General features: G+C 48.9%; 21 protein-coding genes. 11 read left to right on the forward strand and 10 right to left on the reverse strand.

Annotated features, from left to right (window positions below; translation table 11 throughout):
* The first annotated feature begins 26 nt into the window (after positions 1–26).
* Entirely contained in the window at positions 27–1,226 is a 1,200-nt protein-coding gene (locus UF06_RS16235; RefSeq protein WP_045571355.1) for a DEAD/DEAH box helicase, read from the forward strand.
* Positions 1,227–1,294: 68 nt separating this feature from the next.
* Here the strand turns inward: UF06_RS16235 and UF06_RS16240 are convergent, their stop codons facing one another.
* Positions 1,295–1,480, reverse strand: coding sequence for a hypothetical protein (locus UF06_RS16240; RefSeq protein WP_039426805.1), 186 nt, complete (start codon positions 1,478–1,480; stop codon positions 1,295–1,297).
* 89 nt (positions 1,481–1,569) lie between these two features.
* On the opposite strand from UF06_RS16240, the gene UF06_RS16245 reads away from it, so the two are divergent.
* Positions 1,570–2,406: an alpha/beta hydrolase gene (locus UF06_RS16245; protein WP_045571356.1), complete on the forward strand. Its 837-nt coding sequence runs from the start codon at positions 1,570–1,572 to the stop codon at positions 2,404–2,406.
* Positions 2,407–2,504: 98 nt separating this feature from the next.
* Here UF06_RS16245 and UF06_RS16250 read toward each other — a convergent pair whose 3' ends face one another.
* Positions 2,505–3,389, reverse strand: a complete 885-nt coding sequence (locus tag UF06_RS16250) for a hypothetical protein (protein ID WP_045571357.1) — start codon at positions 3,387–3,389, stop codon at positions 2,505–2,507.
* Positions 3,390–3,615: 226 nt separating this feature from the next.
* Positions 3,616–3,834: a hypothetical protein gene (locus UF06_RS16255; protein ID WP_139046392.1), complete on the reverse strand. Its 219-nt coding sequence runs from the start codon at positions 3,832–3,834 to the stop codon at positions 3,616–3,618.
* Positions 3,835–3,972: 138 nt separating this feature from the next.
* Here UF06_RS16255 and UF06_RS16260 point away from each other — a divergent pair, with 138 nt between their 5' ends.
* Positions 3,973–4,194, forward strand: a complete 222-nt coding sequence (locus UF06_RS16260) for a hypothetical protein (protein ID WP_045571359.1) — start codon at positions 3,973–3,975, stop codon at positions 4,192–4,194.
* A 40-nt stretch (positions 4,195–4,234) separates the two neighbouring features.
* Here UF06_RS16260 and UF06_RS16265 read toward each other — a convergent pair whose 3' ends face one another.
* Positions 4,235–4,645 (reverse strand): hypothetical protein, encoded by a 411-nt coding sequence (locus tag UF06_RS16265; protein ID WP_226972165.1) that lies wholly within the window; start codon positions 4,643–4,645, stop codon positions 4,235–4,237.
* Between the two features lie 212 nt (positions 4,646–4,857).
* Between UF06_RS16265 and UF06_RS16270 the strand changes: the two genes are divergently transcribed.
* Both UF06_RS16270 and UF06_RS16275 read left to right on the forward strand, forming a co-directional pair.
* Positions 4,858–5,106 carry a DUF3297 family protein gene (locus UF06_RS16270; protein ID WP_039441740.1) on the forward strand — a complete coding sequence of 83 codons (249 nt, stop codon included), beginning with the start codon at positions 4,858–4,860 and terminating at the stop codon, positions 5,104–5,106.
* A gap of 194 nt (positions 5,107–5,300) precedes the next feature.
* On the forward strand, positions 5,301–5,558 hold the full coding sequence (locus UF06_RS16275; RefSeq protein ID WP_045571361.1) for a DUF2999 family protein: 258 nt from the start codon (positions 5,301–5,303) through the stop codon (positions 5,556–5,558).
* Between the two features lie 125 nt (positions 5,559–5,683).
* Here the strand turns inward: UF06_RS16275 and UF06_RS16280 are convergent, their stop codons facing one another.
* Together UF06_RS16280 and UF06_RS16285 are read right to left on the reverse strand one after the other, a co-directional pair.
* Positions 5,684–7,051, reverse strand: coding sequence for an ABC transporter substrate-binding protein (locus tag UF06_RS16280; protein WP_045571362.1), 1,368 nt, complete (start codon positions 7,049–7,051; stop codon positions 5,684–5,686).
* Positions 7,052–7,059: 8 nt separating this feature from the next.
* The gene (locus UF06_RS16285) at positions 7,060–9,036 is read right to left on the reverse strand and encodes a methyl-accepting chemotaxis protein (protein WP_045571363.1); all 1,977 of its coding nucleotides are present in this window, start codon (positions 9,034–9,036) and stop codon (positions 7,060–7,062) included.
* An 807-nt stretch (positions 9,037–9,843) separates the two neighbouring features.
* Here UF06_RS16285 and UF06_RS16290 point away from each other — a divergent pair.
* Positions 9,844–10,053 carry a cold-shock protein gene (locus tag UF06_RS16290; protein WP_045571364.1) on the forward strand — a complete coding sequence of 70 codons (210 nt, stop codon included), beginning with the start codon at positions 9,844–9,846 and terminating at the stop codon, positions 10,051–10,053.
* A gap of 209 nt (positions 10,054–10,262) precedes the next feature.
* Positions 10,263–10,418, forward strand: coding sequence for a hypothetical protein (locus tag UF06_RS26915; RefSeq protein ID WP_171816745.1), 156 nt, complete (start codon positions 10,263–10,265; stop codon positions 10,416–10,418).
* Positions 10,419–10,690: 272 nt separating this feature from the next.
* On the opposite strand, the gene UF06_RS16295 is transcribed toward UF06_RS26915, so the two are convergent.
* The 3 genes from UF06_RS16295 to UF06_RS16305 form a co-directional block, all read right to left on the reverse strand.
* Positions 10,691–10,948 (reverse strand): HIT domain-containing protein, encoded by a 258-nt coding sequence (locus tag UF06_RS16295; RefSeq protein WP_052702572.1) that lies wholly within the window; start codon positions 10,946–10,948, stop codon positions 10,691–10,693.
* Between the two features lie 191 nt (positions 10,949–11,139).
* Entirely contained in the window at positions 11,140–12,378 is a 1,239-nt protein-coding gene (locus tag UF06_RS16300) for a DEAD/DEAH box helicase (protein ID WP_045571365.1), read from the reverse strand.
* Between the two features lie 244 nt (positions 12,379–12,622).
* Positions 12,623–13,600 carry an arginine deiminase-related protein gene (locus UF06_RS16305; protein ID WP_045571366.1) on the reverse strand — a complete coding sequence of 326 codons (978 nt, stop codon included), beginning with the start codon at positions 13,598–13,600 and terminating at the stop codon, positions 12,623–12,625.
* Positions 13,601–13,925: 325 nt separating this feature from the next.
* On the opposite strand from UF06_RS16305, the gene UF06_RS16310 reads away from it, so the two are divergent.
* Positions 13,926–15,782 (forward strand): ABC transporter ATP-binding protein, encoded by a 1,857-nt coding sequence (locus UF06_RS16310; RefSeq protein ID WP_045571367.1) that lies wholly within the window; start codon positions 13,926–13,928, stop codon positions 15,780–15,782.
* Positions 15,783–15,946: 164 nt separating this feature from the next.
* Positions 15,947–16,651 (forward strand): DUF445 family protein, encoded by a 705-nt coding sequence (locus UF06_RS16315; protein ID WP_045571437.1) that lies wholly within the window; start codon positions 15,947–15,949, stop codon positions 16,649–16,651.
* Positions 16,652–16,749: 98 nt separating this feature from the next.
* On the opposite strand, the gene UF06_RS16320 is transcribed toward UF06_RS16315, so the two are convergent.
* Entirely contained in the window at positions 16,750–17,925 is a 1,176-nt protein-coding gene (locus UF06_RS16320) for a tetratricopeptide repeat protein (protein WP_045571368.1), read from the reverse strand.
* A gap of 235 nt (positions 17,926–18,160) precedes the next feature.
* Here UF06_RS16320 and UF06_RS16325 point away from each other — a divergent pair, with 235 nt between their 5' ends.
* Positions 18,161–19,933 carry an alpha-amylase family protein gene (locus tag UF06_RS16325; RefSeq protein WP_045571369.1) on the forward strand — a complete coding sequence of 591 codons (1,773 nt, stop codon included), beginning with the start codon at positions 18,161–18,163 and terminating at the stop codon, positions 19,931–19,933.
* A 237-nt stretch (positions 19,934–20,170) separates the two neighbouring features.
* A complete protein-coding gene (gene malE, locus UF06_RS16330; RefSeq protein WP_045571370.1) occupies positions 20,171–21,349 on the forward strand; it encodes a maltose/maltodextrin ABC transporter substrate-binding protein MalE in 1,179 nt (392 codons plus the stop codon).
* Positions 21,350–21,361 lie beyond the last annotated feature (12 nt).

Genomic DNA, 21,361 nt, shown 5'->3' on the forward strand with positions numbered 1-21,361 from the left:
TTGATACCCATTAAGTGAGGATTCGCATGTCATTTACTCAACTCGGCCTATGCCAGCCACTGGCACAAGCGGTCAGCGCGCTCGGTTACGAGAAGCCGACCCATATCCAGAGCCAAGCTATTCCAGTGATTTTGCAAGGACGAGATGTCATTGCCGCAGCGCAAACGGGCACGGGGAAAACCGCCAGTTTTGTATTGCCGATTTTGCACAAACTGCACGGCGCGCAAACGCAAAAGAAAAAACGCATCCGCGCGCTGATTTTAGTGCCTACCCGTGAGCTCGCCATTCAGGTCGATGACAAAATTCAGCAGTACGGTCAACAATTGGCGTTACGCTCACTGGCTATCTATGGCGGTGTGGATGAAAAAGCGCAGAAACAAGCGCTGATTGATGGCGTAGATATTCTGGTGGCCACACCCGGACGATTGCTCGATCTCTACGGCCAACGCGCGGTTTACTTTGAAGAAGTGGAGATTTTAGTTCTCGATGAAGCGGACCGCATGCTGGATATGGGCTTTATCGACGACATCAACAAGATCCTCGATCGTTTGCCGGAGGCGATGCAGCATCTGCTGTTTTCCGCCACTTTGTCGAACAAAGTGCGCGATCTGGCGAAAAGCGTGATCCACAACCCGTTTGAGATCAGCATCGCGGCGAAGCAGGCCTCCAAAGCCAACATTGAGCAGTGGATTATTAGCGTCGACAAAGATCAAAAATCGGCACTTTTGAGCCATCTAATCCAGCAAAATCAGTGGGATCAAACACTGATTTTCATTGAAACCAAGCATGGGGCGGCCAAGTTGGTTTCTCAGCTAGAAAAACGCGGCATTCACGCAGAAGCGTTCCACAGTGGCCGCAGCCAAGCAAGTCGCGCTCAACTGCTTGAAGATTTCAAAGCAGGTAAAATCAAATACTTGGTGGCAACCGGTGTCGCGGCACGCGGGATTGACATTGAAGCGCTACCGCGAGTGGTCAACTACGATCTGCCGTTCCCGGCCGACGAATACGTGCATCGCATTGGACGAACCGGGCGCGCCAACGCACAAGGTGAAGCGATCTCCTTCGTTTCTAAAGATAACTTCAAGAATCTATGCATGATTGAAAGCCGCTTAGGCCATCTCCTTGAGCGCCGCGAAATAGACGGTTTTACGCCGAAAAAGCCGGTGCCGATTTCAATCTTAAATTATGTGCCTAAACACAAACGCCCACCCAATGACAACAAATAACAAAAATGCCAGCAATTGCTGGCATTTTTATTATTCAAATCCCACTAAGGATATTTATTATTAATAAATCAATCATAAACACCATCAAAGGAGAGCAATTTTATTTCCAGTTTGGCACCGAAATATTGCAAACTGATCAACGGCTCTTCTTCTTCACTAATTTTTTTTCCCAATGTTTCTAGCACTTCAGCCATAAAATCTTTAACTGACTGATCTGCCTGAGAAAGGTATTGCTCCAGATCTTCATTTTTCATTAATGCACCTAACCCTAACTTTAACGTTAATTCTTATATATTTTTCAATCATTTATATTGTGTTCTTCTTTAACCCAAAGGAGAACAACATGGAAATCCAAAAAATCGTATTAAACGGCCGCCAATACCGCTACCGCGCTTATCCGAGCAAACATTCCGACCAATTTGCGATCTTTTTACTTGGCGCTCTGCAAGATATCGAAAGCGTGCATGCCTTTTCGACCCGCTTCGCCACGCAACTGAATTGCATTACCATTGAAGTGCCCGGCACAGGTCGCACCACGCCGTTGGACTCAACCATCAGTATTCGCGATCAAGCACAAATGCTCAAAGATCTCATTCACTATTTAGGCATAAACAAGGCCCACGTGATGGGATTCTCTTACGCCACGGCGGTTGCCGTGGAGCTGTGCGACCTTTGGCCAAACGTGCTCAGCCTCTCTATTTGTGGTGGCGTTCCCGGTATTCCCTCTTCTGGCCGTTTCGCCACCAAGAAAATGATTGCGGCCGCCATGGAAAGCCCACTGGCATTCGCCAAAAGTTTTACCCATTCCTTGACGATCACGCATCCAGAGATTCCTAGAAACAGCGCCATCATTCGTGCAACAGAGCGAGAAGTCAGCAAAATGGAGCAAGAACGTATTGATGTATTCTTTGAGAATTCGGTTCGTCTATTAGTTCATACGCCAGCAAATATTGAAAATATCAATATCCCCTGCACCATTTGTGTCGGTGAATTTGACCCTTATGTCACCAAAGAAGTGGCGCAAGAATTTTCAGCCAAACTCAATCGAAGTCACTTTATTGTGATCAAAAATGCGGACCATTTAGTCCATTTACAACATCCAGACAAAGTGGCGGATATATTAATCGCCCAAGCCGCTTCATCGGTTGCGCTGCAGAAAACATTCGCCAGCCTAACGTAAAAACTTAGGGTATTTTCATTTTTCATGCATTTATAATCAACTCAAGTCGCTGTGCAATTTGGGTTGATTATTTTCACTCACCTTATCAATATCACATTTTATGTGTATATCTTTGATAAACTCATCAGTATATCGATAGCGCTATTTTTTCGTGACTTTTCAACCTTGGTCAAAGCTTCCACAATCAACGCATCGCGCACATGCTGCACCTGACGCAACTGATGGAACTCAGGGAATTGGCGCATCTCGCTGGTAAAGTTAACGTGCGAACTGAGATGGAAACCCAACTTGACACGAAAACCAATCGCCACTGGGAAATCGCGTACCTTGTTCACATCTTCCAAAATTTGGTACTGATATTCTGAAATGCCCAGTACACGCGCAATGGTTTCGAGTGGAATGTTGTGCTGCAGACGAAACCGTTTTACGGTAATCGCCACAGAGCGATAGTAGTCAATTGCAAAGTCGTGGATATCCAGCACGGGAGGGGGAAGCAGCTCGTTGTAGTTACTCAGCAAACCCGTTTGCGATTCAAGCTCACTTTTGAAACGAAGAAACGCCACGCGATCGTCTTCATTCATTAAGTTCGCCACTAACTCCAAATACAGCTTGAACTGATCGCTGGGCAGTCGGCCAATACAGAGCAGCGCCTCAATGGCTTTGTCATCCATGCCACGAAACTGCTCTTTCATTTTCAGGCCATAGTAAAAGCTGGTCATCGGCACCATCATGACCCAAGTTAGCGCGGCCACCACATGGATGGGGCGCATCGACGGATAACTTTGCTGCATGTAACGCTTGAGCGTCGAACCATTGATGCCCGAGAAACGTTGCTCGAGCTGCTTGAAGGAGATACCTTGAGCGCGGCGTACGTAAGACATAGAGACCGCCATATCCGTGTCGATATTTTGTAGCAGCGTATCCATTTTGCGGATTTCTTGCTCAGACACGGCGACATTGAAGCTTTCCTTGCTGTTTTGCATAAGGCCTGTTTACAACTCATTCAACAGTCACTCTCCAATGCACATTCATTAGAGCCCGAATGCTTGCCAGTCCACAGCCTACGCCGCTTTAAGCAAACTTCCGCCCTGCGAAGGTCAACACAAAAATGACACCCAATTGTAACATTTTGTGAAGCACAGAGCAGCTGAGCGAAAATACCAGATGTCAACGCCTAGGTCTACTCAAGCAACTGATATCAAAAACGTTCTAGCCTGGCATTTGTACACAATATAAGAACTTAGTACCGCTCTTCTGCCGCACGCTCAGCAGTTGCGCTATGGTCGGCGCTTGGCTCCACTGCCATTCTTTGTTGGGCAAGCGAAGCGCATTATGACACTGTGTATAGTGGCACGCTTTGACACCATCGGATAACGCGCTGACCTGGGCAAGCTCATCTAAAAGCAGCCACTCCTCTTGATCACTCACAGGCTGCATCGGCTGCGCAACGATCCCCCCAACCACAGTCCCAGGCGAGTAATTCAATACAAGATAAAGCAAACAGATCGCGGATCACATTGGCTTTGATATAAGGCGCCCCTCTAAATTGCATAATGCCACAGCGTTTTGCGTCAATATCACCTCGGTGAAAAATGTGCTCACGTTCTAATCACAGAAGCGTTTAATGGCGTAACCCAAACACGAGAAAGCTTCGCCGAGATTCTCATCCAAGTCAGTCGTGTCAATGAGATGAGTACTCAGATTGCCATTGCCTCCGAGCAGCAATCTTCCCTTGTCCGCGAAATGAATCAGTCCGTGGAAGTGATTAACGAAAAAATGAAAGTGTGACCTAAGCTTACCTCGTTGAGAGCCTAATGGTCGTCCACCATCAGTCCAATTCGCACTCAATACTGGCGATTGGTGTAGCATCTTGACCAAAACAGACATACGCCCAAACCGCCTGTTGCGGGCGAAAGGTAATGTAGCCCGCCTTAACGTCATCTTTTTTAAAGTTGAGCTGGGTAGCCGTCACTTCGCGTCCATCAATCAAGGTCGCTTCAATGTGCTCGCGCAACCAAATGGCGATTTTTTCTTTGCGAAAAGTCGACGTAATCGTAATTTCTGCGCAGCGAAGCGGTGGATTGGGTGCAACGCTTGAGCGCTCACCATCCACGTTATCTTCAACTTGATAGCCTTGAGCAACATCATGAAACCGCTCAATGGTCACCTGACAATTATCGGCTGCCTGAACGCTTGACGCGGAGAGTAAACAGAGTAACGCAACGTATTTTCTTAACATAATCTCAGATATTCATTGTTTGCCAGAGACTGAGCTTACCTGCTCAGCTCGTCAATGACTGTCAAAAGTTGGTAAATTGAGGTTAAGCAAAATCAAACAAACCACGGTTGCCCAGCGCTTTCAGCTTGTACCAACGCGAACGACTTCACTTGAACAGCGCGCTGGCTCTGTCTACAATGGCGCACTTTTTTAGCGACTTTAGGTCAAAAAACATGAACGACACTACGGCAAAACCAGCCCTACCGGATCGCCTAGCGGGTAATCCACGCAGCCCTTTCTTCATTAAAGAGTGTTTCGAACACCAGATCGGTATCCGTTTTAACGGCAAAGAGCGTACTGATGTTGAAGAGTACTGCATCAGCGAAGGTTGGGTTAAAATTCCATCGCCAAAAGCAAAAGATCGCTACGGTAACCCAATGCTGATTCAACTGAAAGGCACGGTTGAAGCTTACTACGTGTAACTTCATCAGTTTCGCTGACAACCTGAAAAGTCGATGCTTGCGTCGGCTTTTCTTTTTCTACGATTTCCCCCGAGCTATGGCTGGTAGCAGTAATAAATGGTAGCAGCAATAAAACGCGCCTTTGCCAGTTCACCCCTGTTTAACCAAGTGCTAAACTGCCTGTCTATTTCGTGTATCGATTAAAAGGAAATGTGATGAACCCAATTCTGGCGATGTTGAAAGAAAATAATATTGGCGATGAGCAGATTAACGAGCTTTTCCAAGCACTAACACAAAACCCGCTCGCCGCGATGATGACCATCTCCCAGCTCGGTTTGCCTCAAGAGCAGTTGCAAGCGCTGATGGCGCAAGTGATGCAAAACCCGGCTCTGATCAAAGAAGCGGTGGAAGAGCTCGGCCTCGATTTTTCTAAAGTGGAAGAAGCGAAAGCGAAAATGCAGCAGCCACAGTAATTTGCTGTCCCCTAAATTGTTTACCTTCAGGAAACATAAAGCGGCTCAAGAAGGCCGCTTTAATTTTTGATACGCCTGAGCATCTCGCTTCGCAAGTGCAAAACAACCCGAGCCTATCTTCACCGTTATTCTGATATCTGCTCACTCTCTTCTGCGGCAAAGCCTTCCGTGACGGTGGCTGATAACATCACCTCATTGCTATTCGATATTGGCATGGTTGCTGCCTCGACACACTGACAACTTGTCTCTTTCTCTGGCATGTTTTGATGTGGCGCGTACCACGCTTGCAGCCCCATTTCCAAACGTTCGGCCGCCGCTTTCGGTGCCATTTTGCCGAGTAACACCGCTTGGCTTACCTCGGCCAGTTCATCGCCCAATTTGGGCTTGCCGCGCGAGAGAATTTGCGTCGCCACCCGAATCGTGGAGTCACACTGATCGCGCCACTCCATCATCTCCCTTGCAGCGGGGTTGGTCACGTCAAAGAAATGGTTTGAAAGCGAGAAGAAACCGGGAAGCGAGTTGGTATAAAGCTCAGCAAACTGAGGCGTGGTCAGCCATTGCAAGAACGCTTTCGCCGCTTGCGGATTTTTGCTCGCCGGATTCATCCCCATGCCGATGTCGGTATGGTCAGTAAAAAAGCAGCCTTCGCCCGCTTTTGCCACCGGTGGACGCATTACGCCAAAATCCACCTTGCCAGTGAAAGGGGCAATTTCCCACGATCCCACGACATAAAACGCCGCTTTTCCTGAGGTGAACAGCTCGTTACTGGTGCCATAATCGCGACTTTCGCCCCCCGAACCAAGATATTTGCGCCAACGGGCAAGCTCTTCAAATACTTCAACGTATTGCGGATCGTCCAAACGTTCCTGACCATTAATCAGCGCCAAGCGGCCATCTTCTCCCTTCCAGTAGTTGGGGCCGATATTTTGAAAGCCGAGCTCAGAGGAAACCCAGCTTTCCGAACCGCTCATGGATAACGGCACATAACGGCCATCGGCTTTCACTTTATCCAGCACAGCAAAGAACTGATCGCGTGTTTGTGGCACACTCAAACCCAGCTGGTTAAAGATGGTTTTGTTGTAAAAGAAACCATGAATCACCGATGCCATCGGCACGCAGAAGGTCTGCGCCCCCGAGTCGGTTTGCCATGGTGCTTGCGCAAAACTGGGGAAGTTTTCCATCCCCGCCATTTCGGTCAACTCGGCAAGATGCCCCGCTTTAAACAGCGCTAATGAGTCATCAAACGGACGACAGGTGATTAAGTCCCCCGCTTTACCTGCCTTGAGGTTTTGCCACAAGGTCGGCATGTAGTTGACGTTCTGCACCGGATGAAACTTCACCTTGATTCCAGGATGAACAGCTTCAAAGGCTGGGATGATTTTTTGCTCCCACAACGCTTTATCATCACCACGCCAGCTTTCGATCACCAGTTCACTGGCCATCAGTTGGCTACAAAACAGGAGACTCAACGCTCCAATCCACTTGTTGGTCATAAGCCCTCCTAAACCTTGAAATGTGCAATGAGTTGTTGCTGTTTCGCCGCTAGATCGGCCAACACTTCACTGCTGGTAGCCGATTCTCTCGCTTCCCGTTCGGTTTCATGCGCCACTTCCGAGATGCCCGTCACGTGGTGGGCGACGCTCTGGCTAACCAAAATCTGCTCTTGCGCCGCGTGCGCTACTTGGTCGGCCATCTCTTTAATCGCACTCATGCGATCCGCAATTGACTGCAATGCGCTGTCCATTTCTCGCGTTTGCTCCACGCAGGTCCGCGTTTGCTCTTGGCTGCGGCCCATCACTTCCACCACTTCTTTGCTGGATTGCTGCAAATTCTCGATCATATTTTGGATCTCTTCGGTTGAGGTTTGCGTGCGAGTTGCCAGCGCACGCACTTCATCAGCCACCACCGCAAAACCGCGTCCGGCATCGCCCGCGCGAGCGGCCTCAATCGCGGCGTTCAATGCCAATAAATTGGTTTGCTCGGCGATACCGCGAATCACATCCAAGATACTGCCAATGTTGTTACTAAACTCGCCCAGTTTGTGGGTAATGCCGACCGCAGACTCCATATCGGTTGCAAGTTGCTCGGTAATGCGCCGTGTGGTCGCGACTTTCTGGCGGCCATTCTTCGCTTCGGCATCGGCACGATCCACCTCATCTTTCGCGCCATCGGTCGAACGTGCAACCTCGGTAGCACTCACTTCAAGCTCAGTAATGGCGGCCGCGACCTGATCGGTCTGGCTCTTTTGTTCTTGCACGCGCGCCATCGCCCGTTCACTTATTTCAGCCGAACGGCTCGCTTCTTCCACCAAGTGGCGCGATCCGGCGTTAATTTGCGACAGCAATTCACCGGTTTTGTCGGCCAAAATGTCGATAGAACGGGACAGCTCGCCAAACTCACAGCGGGTCTGATAATTGATTCGGCGCGTCATATCGCCTTTGGCCATGTAGGCCAACTCGCTGTTGATTTTCTGCAATGGTCTTTGAATGCTGAGCGCGGTGGTGTAGCCAATAACCAGTGCCACCGCCGCAGAAATGGCAGACACCGCCATGATCCAGAAATTGGCACTGCTTACCGCCGCATCCGCGAGCACGCGGCTTTGCTCTGCGATTCTGCCCGCCGATTGCGCCATTTCATCTAGCTTTGAAAGGCTATTGGCTAAGCTCGCATCAACCTGTTGGTTTTGGCTCACGAGATCGTTTTCAAGCTGCTGCGCTCTGCGCATGGTTGCCAGCAAACCTTGCTGTCCAAGCGCCAACTCTTGCAAGCGATTCAGATTCGCCACGTAGCGCGCCTTGACATCGTCCGCCACCAGCACCCGTTCGAGCCGTTTTCGCGCCATTTCGATATCTTTACTTAGCACTTTTTCCAGCTCATTGAGGTCGGTTTTGGCATCGGCGCGACGGATGTTTTTCAAATCGCGAGCAATCCCCGAGGTAATCAGCTCCGCTTTATTGCGCATTGAGCGTTGGCTAGCACTCTGTTGTAACAGCAAATCCGCCGCCCATTGATAGGTGTCTTCTAAACGAATAAAGGCGATTTCCAGCTCTCGGCGCTGCAACAAGGTATTGACCCATTCACCATGTTTCGTCAACACTTGGTCCGCTTGCGCGTAGAATTGATCGGTCGCTTTGAGCACCTGTTGAAACTGGGTTTGGCTTTCCTCTGAGGCAAGTTTGTTCATTTCTTGGCTCAGTTGCCGGAAACGAGCTTGCTGGTCTTGAAAGCGACTCGAAAGTTGCGGTAATTCGTTCGCATCTTCGCTGGTGCGAAACTCAAGCACCCAACGGTTACTCTCTTGTAACGCTTCTTTAAGCCCAGCCACCGATACCACTAAAGGCGTCGCCTTATCGGTAACTTGAGACAAACCATCATTAATGCCTTGAATTTTAAACGTACTGATGACGCCCAATAAGATCAACAACAGGAGCATCAACACGAATCCAGCGATAATCCGCTGTACGATAGATAAGCCCATGAACATATCCTCGTTGATGATTGAGTAGATAGATTAAACATAGCCCCAATTAGCGCAGGTGGTGCAACGAGCATCACGATTTGTGATGTTTAGTGTTGCAGTTGAAAGACGTTAAGAGAAATAGAAAGGGCGCGATTCACCTTCACTAAGAGATTCTGATAGGGATAACGGTGCGGCTTTGCTGTTACCGCGATGAGAGTGAAAGCTGAGCAAATTTTCTCAGCGCGCTTTGTCTAATCTTCGTGATGGTAGTGGCTTTTACTTTCAGAGAGATAAATAGAGATAAATCAGATCGGTCGTTTCCGCCATCGAGGCAAAGAAGCGTGTGAAGTTGGATTTTTCAAAACGAGGCTCGCCGACATTCTGTCCAAGAGAACTATCGGGCCGCTTTCGCCGACCAGTTGCAAAGGCACAGAGAGAAAAGCCACACCTACACACCGATAGTGGGCGTGGCTTTAGCGTCTTTTGGGACAGAAGCTTGCTAGGTATAAATAACCACCTTAAATGAATCTATCTCCTCAGTTTTTGTTTGATTATCATGTGACTAAGTCGAATCACATCGCGTACACAGGTTTTGCGATTTTCATCCTTAGGATAAATAAAATAAAAATAAAGCTATCTTTAATTTTTTAAACCTGTATAGTCGATTTTGCTCTGACAAAGAGTTGTTTCAAGATAAAAAAATAAAGTAAGTTTTCCAGCGTTATCCTTAGCAAGTTTTTCTCTGTATCTCCCTTAATTCTCTATCAAAAAAATAATGCTTATGTTCAGTGCACCTTAATTTTAATTTTTTATAAGGGGCATAATATGTCTAATCAAGTAATTGGTACAGTAAAGTGGTTTAATGAAACTAAAGGTTTCGGTTTCATTTCTCAGAATAATGGTGATGATCTGTTTGTTCACTTCCGAAACATCGTTGGTGATGGGTTTAAAAAACTTGTTGAAGGTGACAAGGTTTCTTTTACCGTGGGTAAAGGACCTAAAGGTCTTCAGGCAGAAAATGTAACGACAATTTAGTAGTCTTACAAACTTTGGCTTCCTTATCATGCCTAATAAAGTGATAAGGAAGTAGTAGCTCTGACCTAGAGTTGTTTCAGATAAAAAGTATAAAGCCAGTTTTTCCAGCGTCATCCTTAACAAGTTTCTCTGCAATCGCCCTTCATTCTCTATCATAAAATAACACATGTTCAGTGCACCTTAACTATTTAATAAATAAGGGGCATAGTATGTCTAATAAAAATATCGATTCCATGAATAATTCTTATAATAAAAAATTTAAAATCAAGAAAGATTTACTTAATAAAAGTTCAGTAAACAACCTGCTTAAAAGAATATCAAGCGGTCAAAGAGGTGTGGTTTTGGAGATGTTTTTTGAAGAATAATGGCAGAAAGAAAATTTGGTTCAAACTTAAAAAAGAAAAATCAAATTATGAAAACCAAGCCAATGATTGGTGTTTGCTTTGAATATAAACATCGTTGTACAAACTAGAAAGAACAAGCTCACACTATGGGTTTTAAGAGGCTGAGTTATCAATCAGCCTTTTTTTATTGTTCTAACAAATTGTTCTGACAAACTTTTGGGCAATTACACCTTACTCTCCCCCACCAACAGCTTCTGAACGAGATCGTTTTCAGAAAATCGAACGTTAGCAATTCACGAATGACAGAACGCATAGCAAGCAGAATCGGCCTTGTTTGAAGGCGTAAATTGAAACAGCTCTGCATGTTCTTCAGCAGAGAGTTGCTCAAGATGAGAGACGTGACTGCGGCTCAGAATCAGCACATGACCTTCGGCTATCGGGAAGATATCGAGCACGGCTTTCAACCCATTTTGCTCGGCAACCCGATAGTGTTGTAAGTTATCGCTATTACTATTAATAGCACAAATAATGCATGCATCGTGGCTTGGCAAAGCACTACTCCTTGGTTGTTCACTGTTCGCTTATCGCTCGGCGGTCCAACTTACCGCTGCTGTTCATCGGCAAGGGTTAAATGTCACAGCACCCATACCAACCAATAACGCTCTTGTGAGTACAACTGGCAGGATAAACTCTATTTCTAGAGTTGCGACTGCGCGATGGATTTAAGCGTTCGCCAAGGTGATTATCTTACGCGCGGGTTCGGCTGGGTCGGTTTACTTTGGAACTGTTTGATGCTGTTTTTATTTTGCGTGCGGCGATTGGCTTTTTTGTCGCGCGGAGCGCGCTTACTCTCGCCCGTTGAGGGCTGATCCGTAACCGTGAAACCTTCTAAGTTTTGCACCGGCAATTCACGTTGCGTGAGGTGGCGAATGGCATTGAGCGTTTCCATTTCACCGTGGCACACCAGCGAAAGAGCAAGACCTTGTTGTCCGGCTCGCGCAGTGCGACCGACTCGGTGTACATAGGTTTCGGCGTGCATAGGCAGGTCAAAGTTGATCACCACTGGTAACTGTTCAATGTGCACACCGCGCGCTAAAACGTCCGTCGCAATCAGCACTTGGCTTTGGCCACTTTTGAACTGCGCAAGCGCCGCCTCTCGCTCGCTTTGGCTTTTATCCCCATGCAGGACACTGGCAGCGACGCCCGCTTTATTGAGCTTTTTACATAAGCCATCGGCATTCTCTTTCGCACCAATAAACACCAACACCTGTGGCCATTGCTTTTGCTGTACAAGCTCAATAAAGGCTTTGGTTTTACTGCCTTTATTGACGAGATAGAGCGTTTCCGCCACATCTTGATTAGTACTGTTTTGCGCGTGAGCCGCCAGTTGAACAGGGTCTGGCATCAGCTGCGCGACTTTGTGCTTTAGCTCATCCGAAAACGTTGCCGAGAACATCGCGGTTTGCCGTGCATGGGCGGTTTGCTCGGCAATCTTCTGCACCTCGGGCCAAAAGCCCATATCGAGCAGCCGATCCGCTTCGTCCAGCACTAAGTAGCCAACTTCGCTCAGCTCTAACCCGCTTTTGATCAGATCCTGCAAACGCCCTGTGGTCGCCAGCAATAGATTCGGCCTTTGTGCCAGCGCTTGCAGTTGCAACTCTTTATCGACTCCGCCGGACAGACACACGGTGTGCAAACCGAGCGCTCGACCAATTGGGCTAAGTGCTTCTGTGACTTGCTGCGCCAACTCGCGCGTAGGCACTAACACTAGAGCCTGCTGCTGAGTATCAGCTTTGAGCTTTTCCAGCAAAGGCAAACCATAAGCGAACGTTTTACCACTGCCCGTATTCGCCAGCGCCAGCACGTCTTTGCCAGCCAACATCTCTGGGATCACCAGCGTTTGAATGTCGCTCGGTTTCACGATGTTTTTCGGCAAAGCCTGAATCAGTTCAGGGCTTAAAGAAAGAGAGGAAAATGGCATAGCAACGTACCTAGACGAAAACAGAAAGGGTATAAAGGCGAACTTTACCACGGGCGAATACCGCTGGCTAAGGATTTACTCGCCCCTTTTAACCCCCTGTTAGTTTAAGCAATACCGCACACCGATTGCGGCTTTACTCGATTGATCTCAAAATTCTCGCCACTTTTAAATGAAAAAGACCAACTCTGGGTTGGTCTTTTTCATTTTAAGGCGAACGTGTTTGAACGAAGAATAAAGCGGTCCGTTACAGCACGCTTTTGCGCGTTGGCAAAAATACTTCACCAAGCATACAGCGCACCGAACCGCCGCCAATCTCTTCGATGGTCTTCACATCGAAGGGAAGCAGTTTTCCGTGCGTGGCCAGTTGGTTGCGCTGCGCTTCTGAAAACGCATCATAAGCGGATTGCGACATGGCGATCACCTTGCTGCCGTTGACCGTTTCCAACTGTAAAATGTTGCCGCAAAAACGGTTCATCTGCTCAAGCGAAATCGAGATCACTTGCTTATCTTTCGCCAACGCTTTGAGCACGAAGCGGCGTTCAAATTCAGGGATCACCTCATCACAAATCACACAAAATTTCTCGCCAATCGCCATCATCACATTGGTGTGATAAATCGGCTTGCCCGACGGTAAGCGGGTTTGAAATGAGATCACGCGCGAGTAGCCGATACGTTTGGCATACTCTTCAAGCACCAAGCGATCACAACGCTGTGACAAGGCAGCGTAGATGGTTTTGTTGCAATGATCGATCACCATCACGCCCGTGCTTTCCAAAAATGCCTGATCGTGGGTGTATTGGGTCAGTGAATCTTGGTGGGTCACTTCTCGCCCTGCGGCGATAAGCGCGTCAATCAACGCTTGCGGGCGAACCTCTTCCCGTCTGTTTTCACACGCCATCGGAAAAGTGAAAAAAGCGCCCTCTTCGGTAGTACTAAACCAGTTATTCGGGAAAACGGCGTCCGGCGTTGCGACGGATGACTCGGGGTAATCAAACTCCACCACTTGCACCCCTTCCTGACGCAATTTACTCACCATCGCTTTAAACTCCGCCATGGTTTTTTGTCGCACCGCCTCTTGGCCGAGGGAGATTTGGTTCTGAAATTCGTTGTCGCGAGCGGTCTCTTCATTAAAACGAAACTCTTTCGGCGGCACCATCACCACGCAGTTGGCGTTTTGTCGCACGCTCTGTTTCGATAAATTTGTCTCATTCGGTAACAACATCGGTCCATTCCTTATCACTAGATTAGGCAGATTGTAAAATTAATGTTAACCATGCTTTTACTGATTTTAAGCATAGCACACGCCTTCTTTAGCAAGAGTTACTCTAGAAGTGGGATATAACAGAAATATTTATCGACACATCGCCGATAAACACACTATTCCGTCTCCAGAGTGTCGCCTGTGCCGAACCATTGTCTTAAAGCCATAACCAACTAGTTACATTTGCCTCATCAATCCGTTAGACTACTTTTTGCCCTTCCAAACCACTCTGTCTCGTTTTACCCGCACTTTCCGTCCGTGTGGGTGCATTACTTTAGGACGCCTTATGTTTAAACGATTTGAAAGCTTTACCAATCCGTTTCCGGCCGGACAGCCGGAGCAGCCTCCAGAGGGATTACTGGCATTTTGCCGCTACTACACCCGTGGCTTTGAGAAACCGCTGATTTTGATGTCACTGTTGTCAACCATTGTCGCCATGGTCGAAGTCTCCCTGTTTGGCGCGATGGGCCAACTGGTGGATTGGCTGAGCAATAGCGACCCTCGTACCTTTATCGAGCAAAACCAAAGCGAGCTGATTTACTACGGCTTGGTGCTGTTGGTGGTGATGCCCACGCTCGTCGTAGTTTATTCGCTGGTGGTGCATCAAACCCTACTCGGCAACTACCCGATGTCCATTCGCTGGTTAGCGCACCGTTATCTGCTCAATCAGAGCCTGAACTTTTATCAGGATGATTTTGCCGGCCGCGTCGCTACCAAAGTGATGCAAACATCGCTGGCAGTGCGTGAATCGGTGATGAAAACCATGGATGTGTTCGTCTATGTTTCGGTTTACTTCACCAGCATCATCGTGATGCTGGCGGCGGCGGACTGGCGACTCATGGTACCGATGCTGTTTTGGCTGCTGATTTACATTGCTATTCAGCTCTACTTTGTGCCAAAACTGAAAAGTGTCGCCTCTGAACAAGCGGATGCGCGCTCCACCATGACCGGGCGTATTGTCGATAGCTACACCAACATTCAAACCGTGAAGCTGTTCTCGCACAGCAAGCGGGAAACGCAGTACGCCGAAAACGGTATGCGCGAGTTTCTAGGCACTGTCTATCGACAAATGCGCCTGGTCACGGGCTTTAACATCGCCGTGCAAGTCACCAACTATGTGCTGGTGTTTTCCATTGCGTCGCTCTCTATCTATTTGTGGCTGGGCGGCGCAATCAGTGTCGGCGCGATTGCGATTGCCGTCAGTTTGGCACTGCGTATCAACGGCATGTCGATGTGGATCATGTGGGAAGTCGGCGCGCTGTTTGAAAACATGGGCACCGTGGTTGACGGAATGAAAACGCTGGCAAAGCCGATTGCCATCCAAGATAAACCGCAAGCCACTGAGCTCACGGTAACGCAAGGCGGCATTGAATTTGAAGATGTCAGCTTTCACTACGGCGAGAACAAAGGGGTGATCAACCATCTCAATCTGAGCATCAAGCCAGGAGAGAAAATCGGCTTGGTGGGCCGCTCTGGCGCTGGCAAATCGACATTGGTTAACCTGTTGCTGCGCTTTCATGACGTGGAAAGCGGCAAGATCAAGATCGATGGGCAAACCATCTCCGAGGTCACGCAAGATTCGCTGCGCGCGCAGATAGGCATGGTGACGCAAGACACGTCGCTGCTGCACCGCTCGATCCGCGACAACATTCTTTACGGCAACCCCGACGCCAGCGAAGAAGAGCTGCTGCGCGCCACCAAGCAAGCGCATGCCCATGAATTTATCGAAACGCTGACCGATCCGTTTGGCAATGTCGGCTACGATGCACAAGTGGGCGAACGCGGTGTGAAACTCTCTGGCGGTCAGCGCCAACGCGTTGCCATATCTCGCGTATTGCTCAAAGACGCACCGCTGCTGGTACTCGATGAAGCGACTTCTGCGCTCGATTCCGAGGTGGAAGCGGCTATCCAAGAAAGCTTGAACGAGCTGATGCAAGGCAAAACGGTGATCGCGATTGCCCACCGCCTCTCGACTATCGCGCAGATGGATCGGCTGATCGTGCTCGATAAAGGCAACATCGTCGAGCAAGGAACGCATCAAGAACTGTTGGATAACAAAGGCATCTACGCGCAGCTTTGGGCCCATCAAACTGGCGGGTTCCTCGCCGACGATTGCCCTGAAGAAAGCAGCAATATCGCCTAAATCCAGTCGTGAAAAATGTCCGTTTGTTGACCTAAGCCCCGTTCATTCGGGGCTTTTTTTAGCGAAAAACGTGCGATTAAACCTCCATGCGAGGGTGGCTTAGATCACAAAATGTGATTAAAATCGCCGCACCGATGACTCAACTCAAATCAGATTTTGTACTAATGAACAAAAGCTTAATCACTAATTTGCTGTCGCTTGGCGCTTTAGCTGCGGGTTACGCGCTAAGTAACGATTACCTTCTTTATGCTGGCCTGTTTGCTTTTTCAGGGGCGATCACTAACTGGCTAGCGATTCATATGCTGTTTGAAAAAGTGCCGGGGCTTTATGGTTCAGGGGTCATTCCAGCGCGTTTTGAAGAGTTCAAAGCGGCGATCAAAACCCTGATGATGGAACAATTTTTCACCCGCGAAAACATCGACAAGTTCCTCAACAAAGAGATGGCGGGTGGCAAGAGCCTCAATCTTGAGCCGATTATTGCCAAAGTGGATTTCAATCCAACGTTTGATTCTTTGGTCGATGTGATCGCCCAATCGCAGTTTGGCGGCATGCTGGCGATGTTTGGTGGAACAGAAGCCTTGGTGCCACTCAAACAACCCTTCGTAGAAAAAATGCAAGCGGCCATGGTTGAGCTTAGCCAGAGCGATAGCATTAAGCAGGCGTTAAAAGAAGAGTTGGAAGCGCCTGCCATGATGGAAGAGATCCAAGCCAATATTGAAAACATCATCGATCAGCGTCTCAACGAGCTGACGCCGAAAATGGTCAAAGAGATGGTGCAAAAGATGATCAAACAACATTTAGGCTGGCTGGTGGTTTGGGGCGGCGTGTTTGGTGGCTTAATTGGCCTTGTCACTGCGGTAATTGCCTAACTAGCCAACGTCTGTTGCCGCAAACGAAACCAACCGGCGATTAAAAACGCCCGCCAATTTGGCGGGCGTTTTGCTGAGCAGTCTGTTCACTCTGCTTGCTACTTCTTCGGCGTAACAAAGGATTGCGAGAAATCAAGCGAAGGCTTTTCTGAGTTGGCGCTTGGCGAAACGGGCTCTTGTTCAATTTCTACCGTATCCGCCAGCAAGGTTTCTTCAAACGCAGCGTCATCGCTAAGTAACTGAGTGTCTGCGTCTAGCGGTTTTTCCAACGGTGGGAAGTACGCAGGGCGTTTGTAGACCTTGTTCAGCGCCTTGATAATCGAATGTTTGCCGACTTTGCCCGCTTCCAGTTTCTTCATCAGCGGCTTGGCCACCGATTGCAATCCGACCACAATATCTACGCCGATTTTGGTCGCCACTTGATCGCGCATCGCCCTTGCTTTTTCATAACCAAAATGCGACGCCAGAAACAGCCACACGTAGGCCAGCGCATTGCCCGTTTTACCGTAATCGCGCCACGCCTCACCAGCATGAAACATCGCTTCCGCACTGCCTTTTTCTGCCGCGCGCTCCAACCAGTAAGTCCCTTTGGTGTGATCTTTACTGGTACCCAAACCACTTAAGTAGCTTAAGCCAAGCTGAATTTGCCCATCGACGCTGCCCAAATCCGCCGCTTTGCGATACCACTCAAACGCACTATCACTTGATTTGTCTGGGTTTTGATAAGACTGGCTCCAATCGCCCATAAACAGCATGGCATCTAAGCTGCCTTCCGTCGCCGCCTCTTCAACTAAGCCATAGCCTTTGGGAATGTTTTTTTCCACCCCGCGGCCATTAACTAACGCTTTCCCCGCCTCAAACTTGGCTCCAAGGTTGCCCTCCGCGCCAGCAATCACCAATCGCCAGAAGTTAGCTTGCTCCTTGATCACCATATCTTCGCGCATGCGTTCACTGATGCGTACAATGCCATACATGCAATTGATGTTATCCAAACGTGCGCCTTTGTTGTACCAATAGAACGCCTCTTTTAAGTTGGTGCGTTCTGCTTCCTTGGCTAAAAACAAAATGGTTGGAATGTGTCCACTCTCCGCCTTAAAAAGGCGTTCTTGTCGTTCCTGTTCTCGCGCTTTTTCAATCGCCCTGCGATACGCCGCCTCTTTTGCTTTCCTTTCCTGTTCTAGACGCTGCTTCCTTAATGACAGCGAAAACATCCAGACAAAAACCAACAGCAATGAAAGGCTGGTAGCACCAATTGCAACCGCCATCATACTCATAGTGTCATTTCTTTTATCATTGGCTCATCCTAAGCCCAATTAAACCACGCCTAGTGTTAAGTTTAACGGCTTTTATCGCAAATTCTTGAGCTATTCTACGAGGATAGCCAAACGGACGTCGCTTTCTCCAGTCACTTGCTCCCTCGCTCTACGCCCCCACATAGGATGAGTTCAATGCATTTCATATTCGCTAAATTAGCCGCTGACCAACCCTACATCTGCAAGTGAATAAACAATGAAAAAGCAAAAATATTCAGTTTATCAAGTTTTTACCCGCCTATTTGGCAACCAATGTGCCCGAAACCAGCCCTGGGGAACGTTAGAAGAGAACGGCGTCGGCAAGTTCAGTGACTTCAATGACGACGCGCTTGCGGCGATCAAACAACTGGGTATTAACCATATTTGGTACACAGGTGTTCCGCATCACGCTTTGGTGCGCGACTACCAAGCCTACGGCATCGACAACGATCACCCGGCGGTGGTCAAAGGGCGGGCGGGCTCTCCTTATGCGGTCAAAGATTACTATTCGGTCAACCCAGATCTGGCCGACAATCCGGCTGAGCGCATGGCGGAATTCGCCGCGCTGATTGAGCGCACTCATCGCCATGGCATGCGCATTATCATCGATATCGTGCCGAATCATGTAGCACGAAAGTATCATGGATTAAACAACCCTGAAGGAGTGCGCGACTTTGGTGCTGATGACGATACCTTGGTCGAATATCACCGCGACAACAACTTTTACTATATTCCCGGCCATGCGTTTCAACTGCCGGATATTCCAACGCCGTTTTCCCCCCTTGGCGGCGAAGCGCACCCGCAGTTGGCAAAGCCGTATCAGGAATTTCCCGCCAAGTGGACTGGCAATGGCTCACGACTTGCCAAACCCAACTTTGATGACTGGTACGAAACGGTGAAAGTGAACTACGGCGTACGCCCCGATGGCAGCAAAGATTTCGCCGAACTGCCAGCCGATTACGCGCAGCGTTCGTTTGAGGAACACTTTGCCTTTTGGCAGCAGCAAGAGGTGCCGAACTCTTGGCGCAAGTTTCGCGATATCGCGCTGTTTTGGCTCGATTTTGGCGTCGATGGCTTTCGCTATGACATGGCCGAAATGGTGCCGGTTGAGTTTTGGAGTTACCTCAACTCACACATCAAGATGCGCAACCGCGACGCTTTTCTGATGGCCGAAGTTTACCAACCTCATCTCTATCGCGATTACATTCATCTGGGAAAAATGGATTACCTGTATGACAAGGTGGATTTGTACGACGGGCTAAAAGCGGTGATCCAGGGCAAAGCATCTACAGCGATTATCGGTGAAATTCAAGCCAAGATGATGGATATTGAGCACAATATGCTGCATTTCCTCGACAATCATGACGAGCAGAGGCTGGCCCACGACGAATTTGCTGGCGACGCCGATTATGGTCGCCCGGCCATGTTGGTCTCAGCGCTGCTGAGCAGTTCTCCCAGCATGATCTATTTCGGTCAGGAGGTCGGCGAGGCGGGCAATGAAAACGCGGGCTTTGGCCTGCCAAGTCGTACCTCGATTTTTGACTACATCGGCGTGCCGGAACATCAGAAATGGATGAACAACGGCCTGTTTGACGGTGGCCTGTTGAGCGAAAAACAAAAAGCGCTGCGCGCCTTTTACGTCCGCTTACTCAACTTCAGCCTCAATTGCCCCGCTCTGTGTGGCGAGTATATGGATCTCTATCCACTTAACCAAAGAGCACTCGGCCAGCATTGCCATCTGTTTGCTCGCTTTGCTCAGCAAACGCTGGTTTTGGCGGCGAGTAATTTCTCTGCTGATCTGAGTAATACGTGCCATGTGACGCTGCCTGAAAAGTTGCTCAGCCAGTTCGGCCTGAGCGACGGAAGCTATACACTCAGCGACGCGGTTGGCGAGCAAGCCGACATTCAGTTGCAAGTACAGCAAGGGCAAGGGGACGTCTGGATTGAACTGCCGCCCTTTGCGGCCAGCGCTTGGGTGTTGCAGCAATAAACGGCCGCGCGACATAGCCAAATTCCGCCAAGACTGGCGAGGCAATATTTAGTTTTTGGGCTTGTTCACAAATTCGCATTAAGGTGACAAGCCCGTTGACTTGATAACACGGTTTAGAAGCGTTGCAATAGAGTGTGATATCGATTTTTCCTATATCACTGCATCGCTTAGCTATTTCTCCCGCCAGAAAAGAGACGTTAATATTCCACTCAGAACATATTAAACGGAATAATAACAATGAAACGAGTCATCAAAACCCTTTCTGTCTGTACGCTTGCAACCTTGATTGCCACGCCGGTCATGGCGATGCAAGAGGGCGAAATCACCATCTGGATCAACGGCGATAAAAGCTATGAAGGTCTGGCGCAAATTGGCAAACAATTTGAGCAAGATACCGGCGTAAAAGTGATCGTCCAGCACCCTGAATCGCTGGAAGCCAAATTCCAACAGCACGCGGCCACTGGCGGCGGCCCAGACATTATCTTCTGGGCGCACGATCGTTTTGGTGGCTACGCTGAAGCGGGCCTGCTTTACGAAGTGAAACCCAGCAAAGAGTTCAAAGAAAAACTGGTCGATTTCAGTTGGGACGCCGTGACCGTCAACGGCAAAATTGTCGGTTACCCATTGGCGATTGAAGCGCCTTCGCTGATTTACAACAAAGACTTACTGCCAAACCCGCCTAAAACGTGGGAAGAGCTGCCTGCGATTCAAAAGCAGATGCAAAAGCAAAGCAAGCAAGCGATCATGTGGGACATCAAAAACGCCTACTTTACTTGGCCGGTGGTCTCATCTGGCGGCGCGTTTGCCTTTGAGAAAATCGACGGCGGCTACAACGCCAAGAGCACTGGTGTGAATAACCCAGCCGGCGTCGCAGGCCTGCAGTTCCTCGTCGACATGGTTAACCAAGGCGTACTCAACCCAGACATGGATTACTCCGTTTCAGAAGCCGCTTTTACTAAAGGCGAAGCGGCAATGACCATCAACGGCCCTTGGTCGTGGGGCAACTTGGACAAAATGAACGTCAACTACGGCGTGGCTGTTTTGCCTACCTTAAACGGCGGTAAAGGCAATCCGTTTGTTGGCGTTCTCAGCGCGGGCATCAACTCGGCCAGTCCAAATACCGATCTCGCGGTGGAGTTTTTAGAAAACTATCTGTTTAAAGATGATGCGCTGAAAACCATGAACGATGACAAACCGCTTGGCGCGGTGACGTTAAAGTCATTCCAGAAAGTGCTAGAGAGCGACGATCGCATCCGATCCACCATGATCAACGCGGAAAATGGCGAAATTATGCCGAACATTCCGCAAATGACCGCTTACTGGTTTGCAGAAGGCGCTGCGATTGATAACGCCATGCAAGGCAAACAGAGCGTTAAACAAGCGCTGGATACCGCGGCCAAACAGATCACTAAATAACGATTTCATCGT

Source organism: Vibrio sp. S234-5 (assembly GCF_000960595.1).
Taxonomy (GTDB): domain Bacteria; phylum Pseudomonadota; class Gammaproteobacteria; order Enterobacterales; family Vibrionaceae; genus Vibrio.